This window comes from Microtetraspora sp. NBRC 13810, assembly GCF_030268685.1.
GTDB lineage: Bacteria > Actinomycetota > Actinomycetes > Streptosporangiales > Streptosporangiaceae > BSRQ01.
On sequence record NZ_BSRQ01000017.1, the window covers coordinates 124,128 to 147,279 of the forward strand.

22 protein-coding genes are annotated in these 23,152 nt (G+C 69.9%); 15 read left to right on the plus strand and 7 right to left on the minus strand.

All coding sequences use genetic code 11. From position 1 onward, the window contains the following. Positions 1-84 precede the first annotated feature (84 nt). From ettA to QSK26_RS29215, 10 genes are all read left to right on the plus strand, one after another. The gene (gene ettA / locus QSK26_RS29170) at positions 85-1,749 is read left to right on the plus strand and encodes an energy-dependent translational throttle protein EttA (protein WP_285778487.1); all 1,665 of its coding nucleotides are present in this window, start codon (positions 85-87) and stop codon (positions 1,747-1,749) included. 281 nt (positions 1,750-2,030) lie between these two features. Continuing rightward, complete coding sequence (locus QSK26_RS29175) at positions 2,031-2,633, plus strand: abortive infection family protein (RefSeq protein ID WP_285778488.1); 603 nt, start codon at positions 2,031-2,033, stop codon at positions 2,631-2,633. A gap of 445 nt (positions 2,634-3,078) precedes the next feature. After that, positions 3,079-3,474, plus strand: coding sequence for a hypothetical protein (locus QSK26_RS29180; protein WP_285778489.1), 396 nt, complete (start codon positions 3,079-3,081; stop codon positions 3,472-3,474). After that, a complete protein-coding gene (locus tag QSK26_RS29185; RefSeq protein ID WP_285778490.1) occupies positions 3,474-3,923 on the plus strand; it encodes a nitroreductase/quinone reductase family protein in 450 nt (149 codons plus the stop codon). Before QSK26_RS29180 ends, QSK26_RS29185 begins: the two co-directional genes overlap by 1 nt. Continuing rightward, positions 3,920-4,558: a TetR/AcrR family transcriptional regulator gene (locus tag QSK26_RS29190; RefSeq protein ID WP_285778491.1), complete on the plus strand. Its 639-nt coding sequence runs from the start codon at positions 3,920-3,922 to the stop codon at positions 4,556-4,558. Before QSK26_RS29185 ends, QSK26_RS29190 begins: the two co-directional genes overlap by 4 nt. Continuing rightward, entirely contained in the window at positions 4,555-4,995 is a 441-nt protein-coding gene (locus QSK26_RS29195; protein ID WP_285778492.1) for an anthrone oxygenase family protein, read from the plus strand. The genes QSK26_RS29190 and QSK26_RS29195 overlap by 4 nt, the downstream gene beginning before the upstream one ends. A gap of 165 nt (positions 4,996-5,160) precedes the next feature. Then, complete coding sequence (locus tag QSK26_RS29200) at positions 5,161-5,838, plus strand: hypothetical protein (RefSeq protein WP_285778493.1); 678 nt, start codon at positions 5,161-5,163, stop codon at positions 5,836-5,838. A gap of 334 nt (positions 5,839-6,172) precedes the next feature. After that, positions 6,173-6,307 carry a hypothetical protein gene (locus QSK26_RS29205; RefSeq protein ID WP_285778494.1) on the plus strand — a complete coding sequence of 45 codons (135 nt, stop codon included), beginning with the start codon at positions 6,173-6,175 and terminating at the stop codon, positions 6,305-6,307. Between the two features lie 740 nt (positions 6,308-7,047). Then, entirely contained in the window at positions 7,048-7,515 is a 468-nt protein-coding gene (locus tag QSK26_RS29210) for an acyl-CoA thioesterase (protein WP_285778495.1), read from the plus strand. A 14-nt stretch (positions 7,516-7,529) separates the two neighbouring features. Beyond that, positions 7,530-8,807, plus strand: a complete 1,278-nt coding sequence (locus QSK26_RS29215; protein ID WP_285778496.1) for an MFS transporter — start codon at positions 7,530-7,532, stop codon at positions 8,805-8,807. 97 nt (positions 8,808-8,904) lie between these two features. On the opposite strand, the gene QSK26_RS29220 is transcribed toward QSK26_RS29215, so the two are convergent. The 4 genes from QSK26_RS29220 to QSK26_RS29235 form a co-directional block, all read right to left on the minus strand. Continuing rightward, positions 8,905-10,530, minus strand: coding sequence for a glycoside hydrolase family 13 protein (locus QSK26_RS29220; RefSeq protein ID WP_285778497.1), 1,626 nt, complete (start codon positions 10,528-10,530; stop codon positions 8,905-8,907). 46 nt (positions 10,531-10,576) lie between these two features. Continuing rightward, positions 10,577-10,990 carry a globin gene (locus QSK26_RS29225; protein ID WP_285778498.1) on the minus strand — a complete coding sequence of 138 codons (414 nt, stop codon included), beginning with the start codon at positions 10,988-10,990 and terminating at the stop codon, positions 10,577-10,579. A 43-nt stretch (positions 10,991-11,033) separates the two neighbouring features. Then, positions 11,034-12,023: a mechanosensitive ion channel family protein gene (locus QSK26_RS29230; RefSeq protein ID WP_285778499.1), complete on the minus strand. Its 990-nt coding sequence runs from the start codon at positions 12,021-12,023 to the stop codon at positions 11,034-11,036. Between the two features lie 443 nt (positions 12,024-12,466). Beyond that, positions 12,467-12,751 carry a hypothetical protein gene (locus tag QSK26_RS29235; protein WP_285778500.1) on the minus strand — a complete coding sequence of 95 codons (285 nt, stop codon included), beginning with the start codon at positions 12,749-12,751 and terminating at the stop codon, positions 12,467-12,469. A gap of 523 nt (positions 12,752-13,274) precedes the next feature. Here QSK26_RS29235 and QSK26_RS29240 point away from each other — a divergent pair. The 3 genes from QSK26_RS29240 to QSK26_RS29250 all read left to right on the plus strand — a co-directional run bounded on the left by QSK26_RS29240 (position 13,275) and on the right by QSK26_RS29250 (position 17,466). Beyond that, on the plus strand, positions 13,275-14,708 hold the full coding sequence (locus tag QSK26_RS29240) for an NsdA family TPR-like regulatory protein (RefSeq protein ID WP_285778501.1): 1,434 nt from the start codon (positions 13,275-13,277) through the stop codon (positions 14,706-14,708). A gap of 3 nt (positions 14,709-14,711) precedes the next feature. Further along, positions 14,712-15,230 (plus strand): GNAT family N-acetyltransferase, encoded by a 519-nt coding sequence (locus QSK26_RS29245; protein ID WP_285778502.1) that lies wholly within the window; start codon positions 14,712-14,714, stop codon positions 15,228-15,230. A 223-nt stretch (positions 15,231-15,453) separates the two neighbouring features. Further along, positions 15,454-17,466 (plus strand): tetratricopeptide repeat protein, encoded by a 2,013-nt coding sequence (locus QSK26_RS29250; RefSeq protein ID WP_285778503.1) that lies wholly within the window; start codon positions 15,454-15,456, stop codon positions 17,464-17,466. A 156-nt stretch (positions 17,467-17,622) separates the two neighbouring features. Here QSK26_RS29250 and QSK26_RS29255 read toward each other — a convergent pair whose 3' ends face one another. Beyond that, complete coding sequence (locus QSK26_RS29255; protein ID WP_285778504.1) at positions 17,623-18,255, minus strand: DUF47 domain-containing protein; 633 nt, start codon at positions 18,253-18,255, stop codon at positions 17,623-17,625. After that, positions 18,252-19,217 carry an inorganic phosphate transporter gene (locus QSK26_RS29260; protein WP_285778505.1) on the minus strand — a complete coding sequence of 322 codons (966 nt, stop codon included), beginning with the start codon at positions 19,215-19,217 and terminating at the stop codon, positions 18,252-18,254. Before QSK26_RS29260 ends, QSK26_RS29255 begins: the two co-directional genes overlap by 4 nt. Positions 19,218-19,383: 166 nt before the next feature. On the opposite strand from QSK26_RS29260, the gene purU reads away from it, so the two are divergent. Next, entirely contained in the window at positions 19,384-20,208 is an 825-nt protein-coding gene (gene purU, locus QSK26_RS29265) for a formyltetrahydrofolate deformylase (protein ID WP_502888760.1), read from the plus strand. A gap of 7 nt (positions 20,209-20,215) precedes the next feature. On the opposite strand, the gene QSK26_RS29270 is transcribed toward purU, so the two are convergent. Then, positions 20,216-22,279, minus strand: a complete 2,064-nt coding sequence (locus QSK26_RS29270) for a prolyl oligopeptidase family serine peptidase (RefSeq protein ID WP_285778507.1) — start codon at positions 22,277-22,279, stop codon at positions 20,216-20,218. 315 nt (positions 22,280-22,594) lie between these two features. Between QSK26_RS29270 and QSK26_RS29275 the strand changes: the two genes are divergently transcribed. Continuing rightward, positions 22,595-23,104, plus strand: a complete 510-nt coding sequence (locus QSK26_RS29275) for an HNH endonuclease (protein WP_285778508.1) — start codon at positions 22,595-22,597, stop codon at positions 23,102-23,104. Positions 23,105-23,152 lie beyond the last annotated feature (48 nt).

Below are 23,152 nucleotides of genomic sequence, written 5' to 3' on the forward strand. Positions count from 1 at the left end.
ACGGCGCCCGCCCGGCCGGGTGAGTTTTCCACAGCCTGCTCGTCGCGCGAAATCCGCTTGGCCGGGGCCACTAAGCTTGATGGCATGCCGGAGTACATCTATACATTGCAGCGTGTGCGCAAGGCGCATGGCGACAAGGTGGTGCTCGACGACGTCACGTTGTCGTTCCTGCCGGGTGCGAAGATCGGCGTGCTGGGTCCCAACGGCACCGGTAAGTCAACGCTGCTCAAGATGATGGCGGGCCTGGAGCAGCCGTCCAATGGCGATGCCCGGCTCATGCCCGGCTTCACGGTCGGCATGCTCCAGCAGGAGCCGCCTCTCAACGAGTCCAAGACCGTGCTCGGCAACGTCCAGGAGGGCGTCGCCGAGACCAAGGCACTGCTCGATCGCTTCAACGAGATCGCCGAGCAGATGGCCACCGACTACAGCGACGCGCTGCTCGAAGAGATGGGCAAGCTGCAGGAGCAGCTCGACCACCGCAACGCGTGGGATCTCGACAGCCAGCTCGAACAGGCGATGGACGCACTGCGCTGCCCGCCGCCCGACGCCGACGTGACCATGCTCTCCGGTGGTGAGCGCCGCCGGGTCGCGCTGTGCAAGCTCCTGCTGGAGGCCCCCGACCTGCTGCTGCTCGACGAGCCCACCAACCACCTCGACGCCGAGAGTGTCAACTGGCTGGAGCAGCACCTGGAGAAGTACGCGGGCACCGTGCTCGCCGTCACCCACGACCGTTACTTCCTGGACAACGTGGCGGGCTGGATCCTGGAGCTCGACCGCGGCCGCTGCCACGCTTACGAGGGCAACTACTCCACCTACCTGGAGAAGAAGGCGGCCCGGCTCAAGGTCGAGGGCCAGAAAGACGCCAAGCGCAAGAAGCGCCTGGAAGACGAGCTGGAGTGGGTGCGCTCCAACCCCAAGGCCCGGCAGACCAAGAGCAAGGCCCGTCTGCAGCGGTACGAGGAGATGGCGGCCGAGGCCGACAAGCAGCGCAAGCTCGACTTCGAGGAGATCCAGATCCCGCCGGGCCCGCGCCTGGGCACCACGGTGATCGACTCCTCGGGGCTCACCAAGGGCTTCGACGACCGGCTTCTCATCGAGAACCTCTCGTTCTCCCTTCCGCGCAACGGCATCGTCGGCGTCATCGGCCCCAACGGCGTCGGCAAGACCACGCTGTTCCGCATGATCACCGGTAACGACACCCCCGACGGCGGCAGCATCACGGTCGGCGAGACCGTCAGCCTGTCCTACGTCGACCAGAGCCGGGCGGGCATCGACCCGGCGAAGACCGTCTGGGAGGTCGTCTCCGACGGGCTCGACCACATCAAGGTCGGCCACGTCGAGATGCCGTCCAGGGCCTACATCGCGGCCTTCGGTTTCAAGGGCCCCGACCAGCAGAAGCCCTCGGGCGTGCTGTCCGGCGGCGAGCGCAACCGGCTCAACCTGGCGCTCACCCTCAAGCAGGGCGGCAACGTGCTGCTCCTCGACGAGCCCACCAACGACCTGGACACCGAGACCCTCTCCAGCCTGGAGAACGCGCTGCTCGACTTCCCCGGCTGCGCGGTCATCACGTCCCACGACCGGTGGTTCCTCGACCGCATCGCGACCCACATCCTGGCCTGGGAAGAGGGTTCGAGCTGGTTCTGGTTCGAGGGCAACTTCGCCGACTACGAGAAGAACAAGGTCGAGCGCCTGGGCGCCGAAGCGGCCCGCCCGCACCGCGTCACCTACCGGCAACTGCGCCGCGACTGACCTCGCTCCTCCACACGGCCGCACCGGCTCCCGGTGCGGCCGTGCCGGTGGGGGAGGCGCCTCGCACGATGCCCTGTGCGGGATTGCGGAGGTGGATCTCGGGTCCTCGCGGTTCTTCGTTCGTGGTCTCCGGTACGCCAGATCAACAACCTGTGGCAGGCCGAAGGCTTCGCACCCGATCCCCTGACGTTCGAACGCCTCGAAATCGAGGCGGTGTCGGGCGATCGCCAGAGACTGTTCCAGTCCTACCTCGACGCGGTGGATTGGGCCGACGAAGCCACGTGGCCCGGGCCTTACGCGGCATCGAGCGTCTCCTGGAGGATCACTACCTCAGCTCCAAGGAGATCATCTATTACCGGGCGCGCCGCGAACTGGAACGCGATGGCTACAGAATCAACACCGACGACGGACACATCACCCGCGTCGGAGTCGGCATCCGCCCTGGAGCCCTGGCGAACCTCACCGACGCCACTGCCATCCACGACGGCCTCCAACGCATCCGGCGAGCCGAGCAGCACGACGATCCCGCCCTCGTCATCGGCGCCGCCAAGGAACTCATTGAAAGCACCGCCAAACTGGTCCTCCACGAACTCGGCCGCACCATCAACCCACGCGCCGACATCCAGGAACTCATCCGCGAAGCGCAAAAGGCGCTGCTCCTCCAGCCGAACAGAGCCGCCGGCCCGGACGGCACCGACGCCGTCAAGAAGATCTTGGGAAGCGCCAGCGCCATCGCCGTAGGCGTCGCCGAACTACGCAACCGCGGCTACGGCACCGGCCGCGGGCCTGCCAGCGCCCGACACGGGCTCCGGCCCCGCCACGCTCATCTAGCGGCCAACGCGGCCATCACATGGTGCGAACTTCATTCTCGAGACGTTGGCTGACCCCGAGGCTCCCCGGCAAAAGCCGCCATCCACCCCAGCCGGCACGACATAGCCTCCTGCGTTGCGCGCTAGATCTAGTGCTAATTCCTGCGGACTTCCTCCTCGACCCCCAGCACGGCACAGCGGTCTCGTTTGAGTGAGAGCCACATGCCGGTTCCGGTGAACCGTAATGCACGTAGATTCCGTCCGCGGGGTCAGTGCCGGGGGCGGGATGCCAGAACAAGCCCCGGCCTGTCTACGCGCCGGTGCTGCGGTGGGTGACCGCCGTGCCGCTCAGCGCCGCCACGCCCGCCTGCTGCAGGCCGCCGCCCGAACTCGGTACCGACCCGAGCATCGGGCCCAGTTGGTGGCGTGCATTCGGTCGAACAAGGGCGGCAATGGAACCTGTAAAAGTAGGGTAACGTACGTTACTATAACGTTCGTTAACTTATTTGGAGGGGGAGCAGTGCTGGATCAGCTGGGACGGGCGCTCGCCGCGGCGGACGCCGCTGCCGTGTCCGTGGTGCTGGCCGAGGACGTCATCCTGCGGGTCGCGGTGCACGACGAGCCGATCGAGGGGGCCGGTGCCGCGTCTCACGTCATCGGGGCTGTGCTCGACGGGGTGCTGCACGACATCGAGGTGTCGGCGACCATCGGCGGCGGCGACACCTCGATTCTGATGTTCAGCGCCCAGGTCGCGGGCCACCCCGGCCGGGCCGACGGGCTGCTGGTCGCCCGGCAGGACCGGGACGAGCGGATCTCGGATCTCACGGTGTTCGTCCGGCCGCTCGCGGCGTTGCAAGCGCTGGCCGACGAGATGGGGCGGCGGCTGGGTGTGCCGCACCCCGGCGGTGTCGTCTGATGGCCACCCCATCGCTGCGCAACTGGATCCCGGCCGCGATCCTGTCCTCGCCGCTGCACCCGGTGATGAGCCGGAGGAGTCTCCTGCTGAGCTTCACCGGGCGCCGCAGCGGCGTCCGCTACGTCACCCCCGTCAACTACCTCCAGCGTGACCGCGAGCTGCTGATCACCACGAGGAGGGGGTGGTGGCGCAACTTCGAAGGCGGGGTGCCGGTGGAGCTGCGGCTGCGGGGCCGCCGGGTCGCGGCGGTGGCCGAGGCGGTGCGCGAGCCCACTGTAGTGGCCGAGGCGCTCACCGCACTCGTACGTGACCACCGCGCGTACGGGCGCTGGGCGCGAGTCCGGGTCGGCGCGGACGGCACCCCGGACACCGCAGACGTACACGCGGCTATCGCGAGCGGCCGGGTTCTGGTCCGCGTGCTGCTGGACGGCGAGACCATCACCCCATGACCGCAACGCACCGCAGGCGCCGTGGCACGGGGCACGAGCTGCGTGAAGTGGTGGTCCGGGTGGCCACCGACCTGCTGGCGCAGCATGGCGACGCCCAAGCGCTCACCATGCGGGCCGTCGCCGCCGCCGCAGGCGTCACCGCACCCTCGGTGTACCGGCACTTCCCGGACAAGGAGGCGTTGCTGCGTGTTGTCATCGCCGAGCGGTTCGCCGAGTTCACCGAGCAACTCGAAAGCGCGGCCGTGTCCGCCGCCAGCGACCCCGTCGCGCGACTCGAGGCGATCGCCAGGGCGTACGTCCGGAGCGGTCTGGAGCAGCCGGGGCACTACCGGGTGCTGTTCAGCGCCACGAACGCGGGCCCGGCCGGGCTGGGGCTCGAGCCTGGCGCCGCGCATCCGGGCGCGGCCTCCTACAAGATACTGGTCGACGCGGTCAGCGCGTGCCTGTCGCCCGCCCGCCGCGGTGCGGCATTCGTGCTGGCCACCGAGCTGTGGGCTTCCCTGCACGGCGCCATCGACCTGCGCATCACCAAACCCGACATGCCATGGCCCGAGCCCGATGCGCTGATCGAGACGGCGTTGACCGCTGTGCGAGCCGCGTCGCCGCCGAGGCCACTACCCGCGGAGTCGCCGTGAACCTGCTCGTCTTCGTCACGCTGGCCGTCACCGGTTTCATCGCTTGTTCCGAGTTCGGCTCCTATGCCTTCGTCCATCCTGTGCTGCGCCACCTGCCCGGCACCGAACGCATCACCGTCGAGAAGGGCCTGCTCAAGACGTTCGGGCGGGTCATGCCGGTCGGGATGACGCTGTGCGTGGTGCTCGCGGTGGCCGTCGCGATCGAGGGCAGCGGGCCCGGGTGGCTCGCATGGTCCGCGGTGGTCGCGTTCGCCGTCGCGGTGGGGTTCACCGTCGCCGTCAACGTCCCGATCAACATCGCCACCGGACGCTGGGATCCGGCGAACCCGCCCGCCGGATGGGAACGAACCCGCCGCCGCTGGGAGTTCTTCCAGGGCGTGCGCTCCTGGCTGCTGCTGATCGGTTTCGTCCTGGTCTGCGCGGCGGGCACTGTCTGATCAGCGCGCCGCGGTAACCCGGAATACAAGCGCGCGTTCGGGTCTGCCTGAAGACCGTCCCCCAAGTTCCCAGCGCGCCGTACCGGCCCGCCACCACTGCCCGTTGTCCAGACATATGGCAATTCAGGGCATGCGCTCGTCCCTACCATGAATACGGAGGCAGCCATGGGCTTCTCTCGAATCACGGGCATCGCCGGCCTTGGCTTCGCCATCATGATCGTTCTCGCCAACGCGATCATGGTGCCCGCCGGCCTGCCGCTTACCGGTGCCGAGATCGGCGAGGTCAACGTGTTCTTCGGCACCGAGGGCGATATCGTGGCCATCGCGTCCGCGCTCACTCCTTCCGCCTGGCTACTGGCCACCTTGTTCGGCGCGGGCGCGGTCTCCGCGCTGCGGCGCTTCGAACGCGGCCGGGGCGAAGCATGGTCATTGTTCGGGTTCACCGGCCTGGCACTGCAGAACGCCACCTTCGCCGCGGTCATCGCGACCCGCCTCGCGCTCACGTCGACGGCCGTGCGTGACAGCGCCACAGCCGGGGGACTGTGGGCCCTGCACGACGCGCTGTTCACCCTCAACGGCACCTTCCTGGCACTCGCCCTCATCGGCCTGTCCGTCGCTGGCCTGCGCGCCGGTCTCATCCGGCCCTGGCATGGCACCTTGGGGCTGGCATCGGCCGCGCTGCTGTTCGGCTCGGCCACCCTCACCCCCCTGGTCATCGACCACTCCGGCCCCCTCGGTCTCCTTGGCCTCGCCGGCTGGCTGATGTGGGTTGCCTGGATCATCGCGTATGGCATCACGCTGATCCGCCTGAACCCAGCCTCGTTGTCGCAGGAGGTGAGCTGACCTAGTCGACGAGGGCCCCTCCAAGCCAGAGCCTGAGGGCCAGGAGGACAGCAATCGTCATTGGAGTGGGGCGGTCGAGAGCTCACCACCGTCTTCATGCAAGCGGGCACGCCCAAGAGGACAGCCCAGCGGCCTTGGGTGAGGCCCACCTGCCGGTTCCGGTGAAGCCGTAGTGCACGTAAATGCCGTCCACAGGGTCGGTGCCGGGGGCGGGGTGCCAGAACAGGCCCCGCGCCCGGCACACCGTGCACGGCAGCCCCGGCCCGCGCCGACATGCTCTACCTGGACGCGGCCAGCACCGCCGGCCGCCTCCGGCAACGCCCGCTGGCGAAGGATGCGCGATGACCATCCACTGGACTGGGCCGACGCCGTGGACTTCGACGAGCGGATCAGCCACGGCCATCCGGGCGCAGGCACCCTACTGGACGGCCAGGCGTATCTGCACCGCAGCCGCCGCAAAACATCTTGACCACTCCCGTACCACCCGGTTGCACGGCCGGTCTCCGTGCCGCCGTGCCGCTGACGCCGGCAGGGAACACCGCCCAGCCCCGCCCTGGGGAACCTGAGCGCTTGTCGGCCTCACCCATCAACTACGGAGAATTGCATGCGCAGGCAGTGCGCCTCGTGCTGACCGGTATGCGGATGCCGGGTCTCGTTGCCGTCGGCAGTGGATGGATCGTCATGCTTTGTCGCAAGAGTGGGAGGCCGGGTACTCCGTTGCCGTGACGGTGACTTGTGCTGTGCGGTGGCTGGTGAGGCGTGGGTGAGCTGTGGGAGGCGTGGCATGAGGCGGCTGGGGTCTGTGGGGGCTGAGGAGTGCGTGTTCTGAAGGGGGGCGGATCTGGCGTTCTGGGGCTTTCCTGTGAGCGGTAGCATATCGTGCATTATGTTTTACGGCTGGGTTTTCGAATGGGCCGGCGGGTGATGTGGGGCCTTGGAGGGCGTTTTGTGTCTCGGACGGGGCTGGGGCGTGGTGCGGACCCGCATTATGTTTCCTGGTTGGATTTCGTGATTGGTTTGTCGGCGCGTGGCCGTCTTTGACGTGATGCCGGAATCGGAGCGGCGCATTAACGCGTCACGTTTTATAACCGGAATACGGACCCGGGTCGCCCGTGAGGGGTCGCCCGGGCGTTTCGCAGGGGTATGCATTATGCGTTTCGAGCGGTCGGAGCAGGTGTGATGGGCGGGAGTCATCTCTTTTCGAGGAGCGTGCGGTTCGCCGACGTCGACTCCCTGGGGCATGTGAACAACGTGCGGTTCTTCGACTTCCTGGAGGACGCCAGGCAGGCGATGTTCCGCACCGACCGGCATCGCCGGGGTGAGCCCCCGTTCGCCGGGCTGGTGGTCGCCCGGCACGAGATCGACTACCGGCGACCTCTCGGCTTCCGGCACGATCCGGTGGTGGTCGAGACCCGGGTGAGCGACATCCGGGCCGCGCGCTTCACGCTTGACCACCGGATCCGCGACGAGGAGCAGGTGTTCGCCCAGGCGCGGTCGGTGCTGGTGGCCTACGACATCCACGCCACCGGCCCGCGTCGCCTGAGGAAGAGGAATTGTCCTACCTTAAGGCGTTCTGCGAAGTTTGAGGTTAGATCTCACGGTTTGAGACTGGTTGGCGTGTGGCCTCGCTCCGTACGAAGATGCCTGGAATGGGACATGAGCGTCGGCGTTGGTTGATCCTGTCGGTGGGGGTGAACGCGCACACGCTCACCACGGTCGGGCTGTACGGTCTCCCCCTGATCCTCCCCGTCCTGCGCCAGGATCTCGGCGTCTCGCTCGCCGTGGCCGGGCTGATCGCCGGGATGCCCAGCCTCGGCGCCCTGGCCACGCTGATCCTCTGGGGGGCGCTGGCCGATCGGCACGGCGAGCGGATCGTGCTCGGCATCGGCGTCACCGGATGCGCGATCCTGCTGTCGATCGCCGCCACCGTGTCCGCCGTCCTGCCGCTGGCCGTCCTGCTGGTGCTGGCCGGTGCCAGTGGCGCCGCGGCGGTGGTGGGCGGCGGGCGGATCGTGCTGCGCTGGTTTCCGCCCCACGAGCGCGGGACCGCGATGGGACTGCGGCAGATCTCCTACACCCTCGGCGTGGCGATCGCCGCCTTCGCGCTGCCGCCGATCGCCGGCGCCTTCGGCCTGACCGGCGCCTTCGTCGTCGCCGCCGCCCTCTGCTTCTTCTCGGCGGTCCTCGCCGTCATCTTCGTCGCCGACCCGCCGAAGGAACCTCACCCCGCCCCTCCCCAGACCCACCCCGCCTCATCTGCGACCGTCCCGTCGGTGGCCGTCGCGCCCGTGGCCGGTGTCGTTCCGGTGGGTACTGGCACGACGCCTGCGCCTGAGGGGGTGGCCCGGCCGGTCAAGGGGCGGTCGCCCTACCGTGATCCGGCGTTGTGGCGGGTGCATGCGGCGAGTGCGGCTCTGTCCGTGCCGCAGTTCATCGTCGGCACGTACGGGGTGAGTTGCCTGGTGGAGGCGCACGACTGGGACAAGGTCACGGCGGGGCAGGTGTTCGGGGTGGCCGCGCTGGGCGGGGTGGCGATCCGGCTGGGCGTGGGGTTCTGGTCGGATCGGACGGGGCGGCGGCTGCTGCCGCTGCGCATGATCGCCTTCGTCACGGTGGCCGTGATGACGGTGCTCGCCCTGGGGGAGTGGGTGAACCCGTGGGCCGCGGTAGTGGCGTTGTTGCTCGCGTCCGTGATCACGGTGAGCGGCAACGGACTGTCCTACCTTGCCGCGGGTGAACTGGCCGGACCTGCGTGGGCGGGGCGGGTGCTGGGGGCGCACAACACCGTGCAGAACCTCGTCTCCTTCGCCGGGACGCCGCTGATCGGGCTGGCCATCAGCGCCGCCGACTACTGGAGCGGCTTCGCGGTCGGCGCGGGCTTCGCCCTGCTCGCCGTCCCCCTCATCCCGATCGCCGCCGAACGCCGCGCGGCCCTCGACACCCGCCCCCGCCGCCCCCGCACCGCCTGACCGCTCCACGCGCCCGGCCGATCCACCGTTTGGTCCGCGTGTGTCTCGGCCCGGCCATGCGGGCGTCGCGTGGCCGGGCCGAGGTGGTGAAGGAGGGCTACGGGGTGCGGAGCCAGACGGCGGTGTCGGGCGGGAGGGTGTCGCCGGTGCCGGAAGTGGTGCCGAGGCTGGTGCCCGTGCCCGTGCCCGTGCCCGTGCCCGTGCCGGGGGCGTGGGCGTGGGTGGGGGCGGAGGTGGGGGGTGGGGTGCTGGAGAGGAGGAGGTCGGTGTGGGGCGGGAGGGGGATGGGGGTGGGGCCGCAGTTGAGGGCGCAGGTGAGGGGGCCGCGGGTGAAGAACAGGGCGCCTTCGGGGGAGTCCAGCCAGGTGATCTGGTCGGGCAGGGTGCCGCGCAGGGCACGGCGGGCGGCCAGGGCGCGGCGGTAGAAGGCCAGCGTGGAGGCGGGGTCGCGGTCCTGGCGGTCGGCGGTGATCCCGGCCCAGTCCGCGGGCTGCGGCAGCCAGGGCCGGGCGCCGTCGGGCGAGAACCCGTACGGCGGCGCGTCGCCCGACCACGGGAGCGGCACCCGGCACCCGTCACGCCCGGGAAGAGTGCCCTGGCTGCGCGCGAAGATGGGATCCTGTCTCGCCTCGGGAGGCAGATCCTTGACCTCGGGGAGGCCGAGTTCCTCCCCCTGGTAGAGATATGCCGACCCGGGAAGGGCCAGCATGGTCAGCAGGGCGGCGTTGGCACGGGCCAGGCCGGTGCCCGGGTCGGCCTCGCCGTACCGGGTGCGGTGCCGTACGACGTCGTGGTTGGACAGCACCCAGGTGGGGGACGGGACGGTGCCGAGCGTGTCGTCGATCACCTTGCGGAAGGCGGTGGGGGACCAGGGGGCCTCCAGCCAGGCGAAGTTGAAGCTCTGGTGCAGCTCGTCGGGGCGCACGTAGCGGGCGAGGTCCTCGGCCGAGTCGGTCCACACCTCGCCCACCGCCATCCGCTCGTCGGGGTAGGAGTCGAGCACCTTGCGCCACTCCCGGTAGACCTCGTGCACCTCCGGTCGTCCCCAGATGGGGGATTCGGCCTTGAACGCCTGGTCCAGCGGCGGGGTGTCCGGCAGCCCCTCCTGCTTGTAGAGCCCCATCGCCACGTCGATGCGGAAGCCGTCCACGCCCCGGTCCAGCCAGAAGCGCAGCACGTCGAGGAACTCCGCGTGCACCTCGGGGGAGAACCAGTTGAAGTCCGGCTGTTCGGGGGCGAAGAGGTGCAGATACCACTGGCCGTCCGGCAGCCTGGTCCAGGCCGGGCCGCTGAAGGTGGACTGCCAGTTGTTGGGCGGCAGGTCGCCGCCGTCGCGGAAGACGTAACGCTCCCGCTCGGGGCCGCCGGGCGCGCCGGCCAGGGCCGCCTGGAACCACGGGTGCCGCGCCGAGCTGTGGTTGGGCACGATGTCGACGATCACTCGCAGGCCGTGCTCGTGCGCGTCCGCCACCAGGGCGTCGAAGTCGGCGAGGGTGCCGAAGAGCGGGTCGACGCCGCGGTAGTCCGCCACGTCGTATCCGCCGTCGGCCATGGGGGAGGGGTAGAAGGGGGTCAGCCAGATCGCGTCCACGCCGAGGCCGGCGAGGTAGGGCAGGCGGGACCGGATGCCGGGCAGGTCGCCGACGCCGTCCCCGGACGCGTCGGCGAAGCTGCGGACATAGATTTCGTAGACGACGGCGTCACGCCACCAGGGGATGTCCATGCGTCTTGGGCTGCCCTGGGCGCCGCCGGATCATGCCTGACAGCGCTCAGGAGTCGGGAGCGTTGACCAGGCTGTGCGCGGCGTAGACGAGGTAGTCCCACAGCCGGGTGGCCAGCTCGGGCGGCAGCTCCAGGGACTCCACGCCGTCGTGCATGTGCCGCAGCCAGGCGTCACGCTCGGCGGAGCCGATCACGAAGGGGTGGTGCCGCATCCGCAGCCGGGGGTGGCCGCGCTGCTGGCTGTAGGCGCTGGGACCGCCCCAGTACTGGATGAGGAACATGCGGAGGCGGTCCTCGGCCCCGGCGAGGTCCTCCTCCGGATAGAGCGGCCGCAGCAGCGGATCCTGCGCGACTCCCTGGTAGAACCGGTGCACCAGACGCCGGAAGGTCTCCTCGCCTCCGACGGCGTCATAGAAGGACACCTGCTCCTGGATCTCCTCTTGCCCGGCGCTCCCTGACATACCCATCAGCCTAAGTCACCCCGCGGGCCGGTCACGCCGCGGATCACCCGCTGGCCGCGATGTGGATGGACTCCCGGTCCAGCGCGCTCTTGAGCCGCAGCCGCAGCTCGCGGGCGACCTCGGCCTGACCGGCGGGGATGGTCTTCACCGCGACCCGGAAGATGATCGCCGTGTCGGAGATCTGCTCCAGGCCGAAGACCTGCGGCTCCTCGACGATCACCTTGCCGTGGTAGTCGGGGTCCTCCCACAGCTCGTCGGCGACCTTCTTGAGCAGCTCGCGTACGGCGGGCACGTCGGCGTCGTAGTCGACCGGCACGTCGATCGAGGCCCGGGACCAGCCCTGGGACTCGTTGCCGATCCGGGTGATGGTGCCGTTGCGCACGTACCACACCCGGCCGTCGGCGTCGCGCAACCGGGTGACGCGCAGGGTGACGGCCTCGACGGTGCCGACCGCGGCTCCGGCGTCGATCACGTCACCCACCCCGTACTGGTCCTCCAGCAGCATGAACATGCCGGCGATGAAGTCCTTGACCAGCTCCTGGGCGCCGAAGCCGATGGCGACGCCGAGGATGCCGACGCTGGTGAGCAGCGGGGTGATCGGGATGCCGAGGCGGTCGAGGACGGTCAGGGCCGCCGTGCCGAGGACGATGATCGAGGCCACGTGCTTGAGCACCGACCCCATCGTCTCGGCGCGCTGCTTGCGCCGCTCGGTGAGGAGCAGGTCCACCCCTTCGAGGCGGCGCTTGCGCAGGGGCAGGGTGGTCTCGGCGGCGCGGTTCACGATCCGGCTGATGAGCCGGTGGCCGATGCCGCGCAGCAGGAAGGCGAGGGCCAGGATGACGATGAGGTCCGTCAGCCCGGCGATCAACGGCACCCAGGCGTCGAGGCTGCCGGGGAAGAGGCCGTTGAGCAGCGGGCACACGAAGCCCTGGTCGTTCTCACAGGTGGTCGCCAGGTGGCTGAGCATCGCGCTGCCGTCGGGGATGCCGGGTGGCGGGGTGGGTGACGGCGAGGGTGAAGCGAGCGGAAACACGTGGCGGATCTCCCCGGATCGGTTCGGTCGGCAGCGGAAGTCGTGAACCTCTCCATATTGCCGACCGAACCGGCCGCCGTCACATTACGCCGGGGAAGACGGGGTGGCCCGGTCCGGGGCCGCGGGGGGCGGACCGGACACTCCCAGTGACGACCTGCCCGGCGCGGGACACACACCCGGAAGCGTGTCCCGTGCCGTTCCTGGAAGGGCGTGAACCCCTCCGATCGCCCTCCGGTGGTTGCGGAGGGAGTCTGTGGCGCGGCGGGCGGTCGTGCCGCGGGTGCGGCGCGGGTACGAGGGGGCGCGGAGCCGGCCGGGCGACCAGCGTCCCCGGGCCGCGAACGGCTCTCGGACGCTCCGCACCGGTCACCCTGCCGGCTCCCGGCGCCGGGGTGGGGACGGCGGTGACAGCGGCGCCCGCGCGACGCCGGTCACCGCCACGGTCAGTCCCCCACCGCGGCGAGCACTCTCGCGACCTTGGTCGCGGCACCGGCCGGGTCGTCCACCGAGTGCATGCGTTCGCCCCACGACCACCAGTAGTACCAATCGCGGTGATCGGGGACCGGGACCTGCCGGCATGTGACGTTCTCTGCCAGACTGGTCGCGTTGGGATTGATCACGCGGACGAACGCGCGACCCGACTGGGTGCGCACCACCCGGGCGAGCAACCCGTGAGCGTCAAGCTCCGACACCAAGCGCTCAAGGTGTCCGGAGTCGTCCTCCCCCACTTTGCCTCCACCTCCTGGTTCAGCTTCGTGGCGCCGTAACGGCCGAAAGTCCTTCCCGTGACCTGCGGCCGTTCCGGTTGGCCCAAGATGACTCACAGTCTGGCTGTGGTCAAACGCGTACTTCACCACTGCGGGTAGCCGTTCTTTCAACCGGGTTGAAAGAAACAGTCCGGCGGTGGACGATCCTTAGCCGGAAGCCTTATCGCGGTATTTTCAAGTCTTCCCAGTTGGTTCATCATTCTCATAGGCGCAGTGCGACTCATGGACTACGCTGTGTCAGCAAGGTCAGAGATCCGGTCGGTTGAAGACGGCCAGTTGGTCGAGCTGGCAATGGAGAGGGGCCGGGATGTCCGGCAGGCAGCACAGGGAAACCGAGCTGGCGCGGCAGATAAGGGCCAAAGGCCTCGCCGTGGGGCGCGGTACCGCTCAGATCGCGGAGGAGATTCACGACACGTGCAGCCCGCAATTCGGTACAACTCGGATCAAAAGCCATCGGCTGGCCCATGGCATCGCACTCGCCGACGTGATCGAGCAGGTGCGCGCCCTCTTCGACCGGGACGGCAAGCCCGTCCCCGGCATCGGTGAGACGCTGCTCTCGGCCTACGAGAGCGGGCTGAAGCGTCCCGGCCCGGAATACCTGCACTATCTGTGCTCGGTCTACCGGGTGGAGCCGGTCGCGCTGGGCTACGAGGGGCCGTGCATCTGCGGCAACCCGCACCGGACCCTGGCGGCGGCCCGCGGCGAGTTCCGGGAGGAGCGGCCGAGCATCACGCACGGCGCGCACCTGGTCGTGCAGCACCCCTTCGCCCCCGGCCCGCCCCACGTCAGCGCGCACGACGAAGACGAAAACGTGCTGCGCACGTCGCTCCTGAAGATCCTCCAGGGCCAGGACGTCACGCTGAACGGGCCGCTGCTCGGCGCGGTCGAGAACATCCGCAGGCGGATGGACGAGACCTTCGTCAGCGCCACCGTCTCGCCCGCCATGCTCGACCAGTGGGAGGAGGCGACCCGCGGCTTCGGGCGTCAGTACCTGAACACGCCGCCGCTGCGGCTGCTCTGCGACGTCCTGCTGGAGTTCAGCGCGGTGCGCAAGGCGCTGGAGCGCCGGCAGCCCATCGACCTCCAGGAGCGGCTGTGCCGGATGGCCGCCCAGCTCGCCGGTCTCGGCGGCATGATCATGATCAACCTCGGCGACCACCGCCTGGCCAGGTCGTTCTTCAGGACCGGCAGGACCGCCGCCGACGAGACCGGCGACCGCGCGCTGCGCGCCTGGGTCACCGCCAGGGAGGCGCTGGTCCCGCTCTATCTGGGCGACCCCCGCGAGGCGCTCAACCTCGCCAAGAAGAGCCGCGACCTGGCCGGCCAGACGCCCTGCCCGGCGCAGGCCATGGCGCCCGTCGTGGAGGCCAGGGCACTCGCCATGCTCTCGACCAGCGGCCGCAAGGACACCATCGAGCAGGCGAAACGGGCCCTGGCCAGAGCCCGTCAGGCGTTCCAGATGATGCCCCCCAACGACAAGGAAGACTCGACGTTCGGATACACCGAGCGCCAGCTCTACTTCCACCAGGGCGACGCGCTGGTCAAGCTGGGCCAGGCGCTGGAGGCGGACATCGCGCTGACGCAGGCCCTCAACCGGTACCAGCCCTCCGAGTGGCTGGATCCGATGCTGATCAGATTCGATCAGGCCAAGTGCAAGCTGCTGGAGGGCGACGTCGACGAGGCCATCACCATCGGGGTCGGCCTCCTCCGGACCCTCGAACAGCACTACCGCGCCGACATCGTGATGCGGCGCGCGAACGAGTTGGGCCGGTCGGTGGCGGAGAAGGACCCCACACATCCGCTGCTCGGCCTGTACAACGAACTCCTGAAGAACCCCATCGCCTCGTCCCCGGCCCGATCACCTGAACCCGGTCACCAGACCGACGGCCAGTCGATGGCGACGTACCGAGAAGGGTGATGGATGACCCTGAAGATCAGGCGGTATCGCTGGTCCGACCTGGAGGCGGTGAGCGCCCTCCACCGGATCTGTCTGGCCCAGGTGGGGCTGGCGTCCGGAGACGGGGTCTACTACGACCACGACTTTCCGCGCATCCAGGAGGTCTACCTGGCCAACCGTGGTGAGTTCCTGGTCGGCGAGGTGATCGAGTCGCACGGGCCGCGCATCGTCGCCATGGGCGGGCTGCGCAGGATCGACGACGTCACCGCCGAGATGTGCCGGCTCCGCGTCCATCCCGAGTTCCAGCGGCGTGGCTACGGCGAGGAGATCATGGTGGTGCTGGAGGCGAGGGCGGTAGCGCTCGGCTATCGCCTCGCCCGCGGCGACACCACGCTCAACCAGCACGCCGCGATCGCGCTCTACCAGAAGTACGGCTGGCGCGAGCTTTCCCGGCGCGAGGTAGGTGGACTTGTGGTCATTTATGGTGAAAAGCACCTTGTGACCGATTCTGTCCATCAGTTGGCCACGCCCGGTGCCACCTGAGCTCCGCGGTCACGTTTTTCCGGCCTTGGCTGTAGTCGTGTAGGAAATTCTAATTGTCCTTATCGATACAGATATTGCGCTTCAGCTCCCTTGTGCTGTTTCGTCCGCTCCCCAATAATTTGAACCTTTGACTGTATTGGAGGGGAGCCATGAAGAAGATCATCGTGTGCAAGCACACACTCGCCAAGCTCACCGGTAGTTCCAGCGTCATCCACAAGGGGTGATGGACCACTCCGGCCACCTCTGGCTACAGGGCGAGCGCTCCCGCGACAGTGCGGGGGCGCTCGGCCCGTGGGCGACCGGGCCGCTCGTGGTGGACGCGCATCGGCGGCTTCGCGGGCCGTACACGATGGCGGGGGCGATCCTGCACACGCTGGTGCCCGCCGCGCTGGAAAGTTCTCCGGAGCTGGTGGTGGCGCAACATCTGGCGATCCGGGCCGCCGCGCCCGACCTGCGGGACCGGGTGCCCGCCCGCTGGGAGGGGCTCGACGAGCGTCTCACCGACGACGAGCGGATCCTGGTGCCCGCGCCCCGCCGTACCCTGCGGATCGCCAACGGGATCGCGGAGTTCGTCGCGGCGTGCGTGCCGGAGGGCGGTGTCCTGGTCGTGCGGAACGCGCACGAGGCGGATGCCACCGACCGCGAACTGCTCGCGGTGCTGGTGCGCCGGGTGCCGCCGGAGCGGCTGACCGTGGTGGTCTGCGCGGCGGAGCCGCCTCCCGCGTGGTTCAACGGCCGGGTCGTGCACGCGCCCGCCCTGCCGGTGGAGCGTTCCGAAGCGGACGGCGCGGCGTATGTCGCGTCCGACGGCACCGACGACGACCCGCTGCTGCTGGCCGCCTACGAGGCGCTGCCCCCCGAGGTGCGCGCCGAGTTGCACGACCGCAGGGCGGCGGAGCTGGAGGCGGGGCCGGCCTGGGCGCCGAGGCTGGGCGCCGTGCCGTTCCATCGGATGCGCGGCGGCGATCCGCACGGCGCGGGCGCCGAGGCGCTGTGGACCGCGACCGACCACTGCGTGCGCGAGGGATTCCTCGACGCGGTGACCGAGCTCGGCCTGCGCGGCGTGGAGCTCGCCGAGGAGGGCTCTGACCTGTGGTGGCGGTTCGTCCAGCGCACGGCCACCGCGCTCGGCGGCCTGGTCAGGCACGAGGAGGCGCGTCGGCTGTGGGACCTCGCCAGGCGGGCGAGCCGCGACCCGGCGGTGCACGCGGCGGCGGCGTACGGCATCGCGATGCTGGACGCCCGGCATCCCGATCCGGCGCGCCGTGACCTGGACCGGGCGACGGCCTGGATCAACCAGGCGATCGCCATCTCCGACCTGCTGCCCGATCCGGCGGACCGGGCGTTCAAACTGGGCTTCGACCAGAACGGGCTGGCCCTGATCGAGTTGCGCAGGGGGCGCCCGCACGCCGCGCTGGAGCTGGTCGAGGCGGCGATCGAGCTGGCCGCCCGCGACCTGCCGCCCGGCAGGCACCTGTCCCATCGCATGGTGCTGCTGGCCAACCGCGGGCAGTTGCTCGCCAGGCAGGGGCGCACGAAGGAGGCGGTGGAGGACTACAACGCCGCGGTCGCGCTGGACCCCGCCTTCCCCGACCACTATCTGGACCGGGGCAACGTGCTCTTCCAGCTCGGGCTGCTGGAGGAGGCGCTGGCCGACTACGACTCCGCCCTGCGGCTGAGCCCGCCGCTGCCGGAGGGGCACTACAACCGGGCGATGCTGCGGGTCGCACTGGGCGAGTGGGAGATCGGGCTGGCCGAGCTGGACCGGGTGCTGGAGCTGGACCCCGGATACCTGGACGCCTACGTCAACCGGGCGGGCCTGCGCGCCATGGCCGGTCGCGGCGAGGAGGCGCGGGCCGATGTGCTGGCGGGGCTGGCGATCGACCCGGGCAACGCCTACCTGTGGTCGGTGCTCGGGCAGGTGGAGACGGCCGAGCGGCGTTATCCGGAGGCGGAGGCGGCCTTCGACGCGGCGCTCGCGGCGGATCCCGAGCTGAGCGCGGCATGGGCGAACCGCGGCGTCATGCGCTTCGACGCGGGCGACGTGCAGGGCGCGGTGGCCGACCTGACCCGGGCGATCGAGCTGGCCGGGCCGGACGAGCGCGCCGAGCTGTACTACAACCGGGCCACCGCCCTGCGGGTGCTCGGCAGGGTGGCGGACGCGGACCGGGATCTCCACCTGGCATATGACCTGAATCCGGATGACCCCGACATTAAACATGCCCTGGAGGAGTGATTCTTCCCCCCGCCGCAGGGCATGGAGCTGGGCTGACTCCCGGAGGTAGAGAACCCTCCCCCGAGGACTTCCTCCGGGAGCCCCCATCCGGTGCACGATTCACGCCCCGGAGCGGATACCCCTTCCACTCCGGAGGATTTTCTCCTACCGGGCCTATCAGCGTTTCATGGCGCCGTCGGCGATGGCGTCGGCCGCCTCCCCGATGGCCCTTCCCACTTTCTCCAGGCGGCTGGCGAGTTCGTGTTCTTTGAGGTTCTCCGCGGTGATCTCGCCGTCGAAGATGCGCGCGATCTCGTACTGGTACATCCGCCGGATGGTGCGCCCCGCCTTCTTCGCCTGCCGCGAGCCGTGCCCGACGGCGGACGACCCGGCGGCCAGGTCGCGGACCGTCTCCTCCAGCGCCTCGATGCCCTCCACCACCTGGTCCAGCATCGCGGCGAACCGCCGCTCGCCGGGCACCCGGTAGAGGTAGGACTCCCGGACGAAGTCGCGCAGCGAGTCCAGCACGTCGTCGATCGAACGGGACAGCCGGAAGAGGTCCTCCCGGTCGATCGGCGTCACCAGGGCGCCGGACAGCTCGGCCACCAACCGGGCCCGGCAGGTGTCGCCGAGGTGCTCGATCTCGCGCATCCGCTCGTGCGCCTCCGCCCGGCCGGTCTCGCCGGCGACCATCGCGATGGCCAGCGCCGCGCCCTCCCTGGTGGCCGCCAACTGGCCGGTCAGCGCCTCGGTGAGGACGTTGTCCATCCGCCCGGTCATCAGGTTCGTCACCCGTCTCAGCCGTTTCACGCGGTCACCCCCCGGACGGCGAGGGCGGCGGCACCGGCGACCAGGCCGCTCACCGGCAGTGTCAGCAGCCACGCCAGGAGGATCCGCGCGGTGGCCGGCCAGCGGATCCGCCGGGCGCTCTCGGACACGCCCGCGCCGATCAGCGCGCCGGCGAGGGCCTGCGTCATGCTGACCGGCGCCCCCGCCGCGGCGCAGCCGAGCACGGTGACGCCTCCGGCCACCTCGGCGGAGACCGCGTGCAACGGCCGGGACGCGATGATCTCCCGGCTCAGCGTACGGCCGGCCCGCGGCAGGCCGTACAGGGCGCCGAGGCCGAACAGGACGGCGATCACGGCGCAGACGGTGAGCGGCGCGCCGGTGAAGCCGAGCGCCACCATGAAGACGGCGAGCATCTTCTGCCCGTCGTTGGCGCCGTAGGCCAGGCACTGGAGGGCGAAGCCCCAGCGATGCCAGGCGGGCAGGGTGGCGCCGGTGGCCAGCAGGATCAGCATCCTGCGCACCAGGACGGCCACCAGGGCTCCGGCGAACGGCGCGGCCAGGCCCACCACCAGGACGAACGTCACACCGCCCGGCGAGACCGGCAGGTCCCAGCCGAGGGCGGCGCCGGTGACCGCGCCCACGATGGCCAGCGTCAGGCTGGTCGGCCACCCCCGGTCGTTGAGCACGGTGACGACGGCGATGGCCGCCAGCACCGCGATCGCCATGGCGGCCCGCCCGTGCGCGCCCTGCAGGGACGCCAGCCGGGAGGTGAACGTCGTCGCCACCATGGCGGTGACCAGCGGGACGAAGGCGACGGCGGCCATCAGGCCGAGCAGTCCGAAGAAGGGGCGCAGCCGGGGCACCTTCATACCGGTGCCGAGCACGGCGCCACCGTCGTTGATGCCGGTGACGACCGCGAAGAGACCGGCGAGCGCCACCAGCGAAAGGGTCATCGTCCCCTGCGCCACCTTGAAAGTGAACATTTCGTGAACAGTTCGATGGTGCACACCTACCCAAGATCCAGCGAATCATGGGGGAGGGGATCGGGTGAGGAACCGTGCACCGGCTTCCGGGCGCTGTAATCTGCGCAGTGCGTGTAATGAACGAGGAGTGGGTGAGCGACCCGTGGCAGCCGAGTACGTCCTGACGATGTCCTGTCCCGACCGGCCCGGCGTGGTCGCCGCGGTCTCAGGGCTGCTGGCGGCGCACGGGTGCAACATCACCGAGAGCCAGCAGTTCGGCGACCGGGTGGCCGACCGGTTCTTCATGCGGGTGCAGTTCGTCTCCGGGCTGCCGGCCGACGACCTCAGCGCCGCCTTCGCCGCGCTCGCCCCGGAACTGGCCATGGAGTTCAGGCTGCGCGACCTGTCGGTCCGGCCGCGCGTGCTGGTCATGGTCAGCAAGCTCGGCCACTGCCTGAACGACCTGCTCTACCGGGTGCGCTCCGGGCTGCTCGACATCGAGATCGTCGCCGTGGTGTCCAACCACCCCGACCTGCGGCCGCTCACGCAGTCCTACGGCATCGACTACCACCACCTGCCGGTCACGACGGGGACCAAGCCGCGGCAGGAGGCCGAGGTGCTCACACTGGTCGAGCACTACCAGGCCGACCTGGTGGTGCTCGCCCGGTACATGCAGGTGCTGTCGGAGGACCTGTGCGCCAAGCTGGCCGGACAGGTGATCAACATCCACCACTCGTTCCTGCCGTCCTTCAAGGGCGCCAAGCCCTACCACCAGGCGTTCTCCCGCGGGGTGAAGCTGATCGGCGCCACCGCGCACTACGTGACCCCGGAGCTGGACGAGGGGCCGATCATCGAGCAGGAGGTCGCCAGGGTGAACCACACCCACTCGGCCGAGGACCTCGCCGCGATGGGCCGCGACCTGGAGTGCCAGGCCCTCGCCCGCGCCGTCAGGTGGCACGCCGAGCAGCGCATCCTGCTCGACGGCCACAAGACCATCATCTTCCCCCGATGACGCGCGGCTAGATCGCCAGGCCGGTGTGCTCGGCGAGGAAGGTGAGCTGGTCGGCGGCGAGGTCCACCGACCGGCTCACGGCGCGGGCGCCGTGGCCCACCTCCATCTCGTTGCGCAGCAGGATCGGCCGGTCGGCCGCCTGGGCGTGCTGGAGCGCGGCGCACATCTTCCAGGCGTGCAGCGGGTGCACCCGGGTGTCGGACTGGAAGACCGTGAACAGCGTCGCCGGGTAGGAGACGCCCTCCCTGACGTGGTGGTAAGGGGAGTAGGACAGCAGCCAGCCGAGCTCCTCCGGGACGTCGGCCGAGCCGTACTCGACGTTCCACGTGGCACCGAGGCCGAACTTCTCGTAGCGCACCATGTCGAGCAGCGGGGCCGAGCAGACCACCGCCGCGTAGAGCTCCGGGCGCTGGGTGAGCGCCGCGCCGACGAGGAGGCCGCCGTTGGACCCGCCGGAGATGCCGAGCATCTCCGAGCCGGTCACGCCGGTGGCGATCAGGTGCTCGGCCGCCGCGTGCAGGTCGTCGAACACGTTCTGCTTGTTGGCCAGCATGCCCGCGCGGTGCCACTCCTCGCCCTGCTCGCCGCCGCCGCGCAACTGGGCGATGGCGTAGACACCGCCCGCCTCCACCCAGCTCAGGATGGAGGCGGAGTAACCCGGCGTCATCGCGATGCCGAAACCGCCGTAGCCGTACAGGATGGTCGGGCGGGGGCCGGTCAGGTCGGGGCGGGAGATGACCAGCATGTGCACCTCCGTGCCGTCCGCCGAGCGGTAGGTGACCTGCTCGGTGCGCACAGGGGGCACCTCGACGGCGCCGGGGGAGGCGGCCCAGAGGGTGGTCTCCCCGGTGCGCGCGTCGTAGTGCTGGATGGTGGCGGGGGTCGTGTTGTCCGCGTAGCCGAACCACGCCTCGTGGCCGCCTTCGGGACGCTCGATGAGGCCGCCGATCGTGCCGAGGCCCGGCGTGGGCACCTCGCCGATCCGCTCGCCGGTCACCAGGTCGTGCACCGTGATCTCGCTGATCGCGTGCCTGGTCCAGGCGACGAGCATGACCGGGCGGTCCAGCGCGTCGAGGATCGCGAAGTCGGACAGGACGGCCTCGGGGTCCTCCGGGATCAGCTCCCGCCAGCTCTCGAAGCCGGGCTCGGCTGGATCGGTCACGCACACCTTGCCGCGCGGCGCGTCGCGGTCGGAGTAGACATAGAGGCGGCCGTCACGGCCGAAGAACAGCGCGGTCTGGGCGTCGACGTCCTGCTGCACGCTGATCAGCTCGGGCTGTCCCGCCGGGGAGGCGGCCAGGTCGGCCACCCACAGGTCGTTGCGCGGCGCGGTGCCGCGGGAGGCCGAGATCGTCAGCCACCGGCCGTCCCTGGAGACCGAGACGCCGTAGTAGTTGGTCTTCTCCCGGTCGGCCCCGAAGATCATCACGTCGTCGTCCGGCGACGCGCCGACCCGGTGCAGGTAGACGCGGCGGTGGAACTGCTCCTCACCCTCGGGCACCTGCCCCGGGGCGAGCCTGCGCACGTAGTAGTAGGACTCGCCGCCGGGCAGCCAGGCGACCGGCGAGTAACGGCAGCGGTCGATCGGCCCCTCGACCCGCTCACCGGACGCGACGTCCATCACATAGAGCATCGACTCCTCGTCACCGCCCACCGAGATCTGGTAGGCCAGCAGGCGTCCCTCCTTGTCCGGCTGCCACGAGTCGAGCGTGGTCAGGCCGCTCGGGTCGAGGGCCATCGGGTCGATCAGCGCCCGCTCCTCGCCGCCGGGATCCACGGTGTAGAGCACGGCGTGCTCCTGCTCCGGGGTGCGCCTGGTGAAGAACCTGCGCTCCCCGCGCCACACCGGCGTGCCGATGGAGCCGGACCTGAGCAGCTCGGCGATCCGCTCCTTGAACCGGGGACTCCGGTGCAGGGTGGCCTTGAGCAACTCATCCTGTGAGTTCAGCCACTCCTTGGTGGCCGGGTCGTCGGGGTCCTCCAGCCAGCGGTAGGGGTCGGGCACCACGGTGCCGTGCAGGTCGTCGCTGGTGTCACCCCGGTGGGCCGGCGGATAAGGCAGTCGCGTCATGACCCGAACCCTACATTCGCGGTGCCCGCGCAAAGCCGTGCCAGGAGGCTGTTGTGGACCGGAGTAAAGATGAGCCAGGGCGGGGATAAGAGAGATCAGCGACTTCCGTCATTCCGGCTGGGCGTTATGGAGTGGCGGAAAAGCATGGACAAACGCCAAACTGGGTGGAGGACGGTGCCGTGGTGACCATCCGCTGGACCGTCCGGCGGAGGTGCCTGTGACCGAAACATCCGGGCCCCAAGAGAGCGGGCCACAACCCGGGTCGTGCCTCGGCGCGACCCTTGACACGGCGCTGCGAGCGGGAGAGGCCCGCTGATGCGCCAGGTACTACTGCTCAATGCCACCTTCGAGCCTCTGACCACGCTCTCGTTGCACCGGGCCGTCGTGCTGGTGCTCAGGGAGAAGGCCGACGTGATCCATCGGGACGGGCGCGGCGCCGTGCTGCGTTCGGCCAGCCGTACGGTGGACGTGCCGTCGGTGATCAGGCTCAGAAGATATGTCCGAATCCCCTACCGGTCCCGGATCCCGCTCACGCGCGCGGCACTGATGCGCCGTGACGACTTCCGCTGCGCCTACTGCGGCCAGCGGGCCGAGACCATCGACCATGTCCTCCCGCGCTCGCGGGGCGGCACGCACACGTGGGAGAACTGCGTCGCCTCCTGCATGACGTGCAACCACCGCAAGGCCGACAAGTTGCTGGACGAACTGGGGTGGTCGCTGCGCGTCGCCCCGGTGGTGCCACGAGGCGCCCACTGGCGGCTCATCGGCGCACAGCTGATCGGTGACCCGCAGTGGGCGCCCTACCTAGAGGAGACCGCGGCCTAGCCTCGCAAGCTCGACCGTGGACCAGGACGGGTAGCGGGCCGTGGAGTT

Coding starts and splice junctions, on each gene's coding strand:
- QSK26_RS29245 (WP_285778502.1), top strand. CDS start 14,712: ATGACCCTGAAGATCAGGCGGTATCGCTGGTCCGACCTGGAGGCGGTG.
- QSK26_RS29190 (WP_285778491.1), top strand. CDS start 3,920: ATGACCGCAACGCACCGCAGGCGCCGTGGCACGGGGCACGAGCTGCGT.
- purU (WP_502888760.1), top strand. CDS start 19,384: ATGTCCTGTCCCGACCGGCCCGGCGTGGTCGCCGCGGTCTCAGGGCTG.
- QSK26_RS29275 (WP_285778508.1), top strand. CDS start 22,595: ATGCGCCAGGTACTACTGCTCAATGCCACCTTCGAGCCTCTGACCACG.
- QSK26_RS29220 (WP_285778497.1), bottom strand. CDS start 10,530: ATGGACATCCCCTGGTGGCGTGACGCCGTCGTCTACGAAATCTATGTC.
- QSK26_RS29225 (WP_285778498.1), bottom strand. CDS start 10,990: ATGTCAGGGAGCGCCGGGCAAGAGGAGATCCAGGAGCAGGTGTCCTTC.
- QSK26_RS29205 (WP_285778494.1), top strand. CDS start 6,173: ATGCGCGATGACCATCCACTGGACTGGGCCGACGCCGTGGACTTCGAC.
- ettA (WP_285778487.1), top strand. CDS start 85: ATGCCGGAGTACATCTATACATTGCAGCGTGTGCGCAAGGCGCATGGC.
- QSK26_RS29270 (WP_285778507.1), bottom strand. CDS start 22,279: ATGACGCGACTGCCTTATCCGCCGGCCCACCGGGGTGACACCAGCGAC.
- QSK26_RS29250 (WP_285778503.1), top strand. CDS start 15,454: ATGGACCACTCCGGCCACCTCTGGCTACAGGGCGAGCGCTCCCGCGAC.
- QSK26_RS29260 (WP_285778505.1), bottom strand. CDS start 19,217: ATGTTCACTTTCAAGGTGGCGCAGGGGACGATGACCCTTTCGCTGGTG.
- QSK26_RS29185 (WP_285778490.1), top strand. CDS start 3,474: ATGGCCACCCCATCGCTGCGCAACTGGATCCCGGCCGCGATCCTGTCC.
- QSK26_RS29200 (WP_285778493.1), top strand. CDS start 5,161: ATGGGCTTCTCTCGAATCACGGGCATCGCCGGCCTTGGCTTCGCCATC.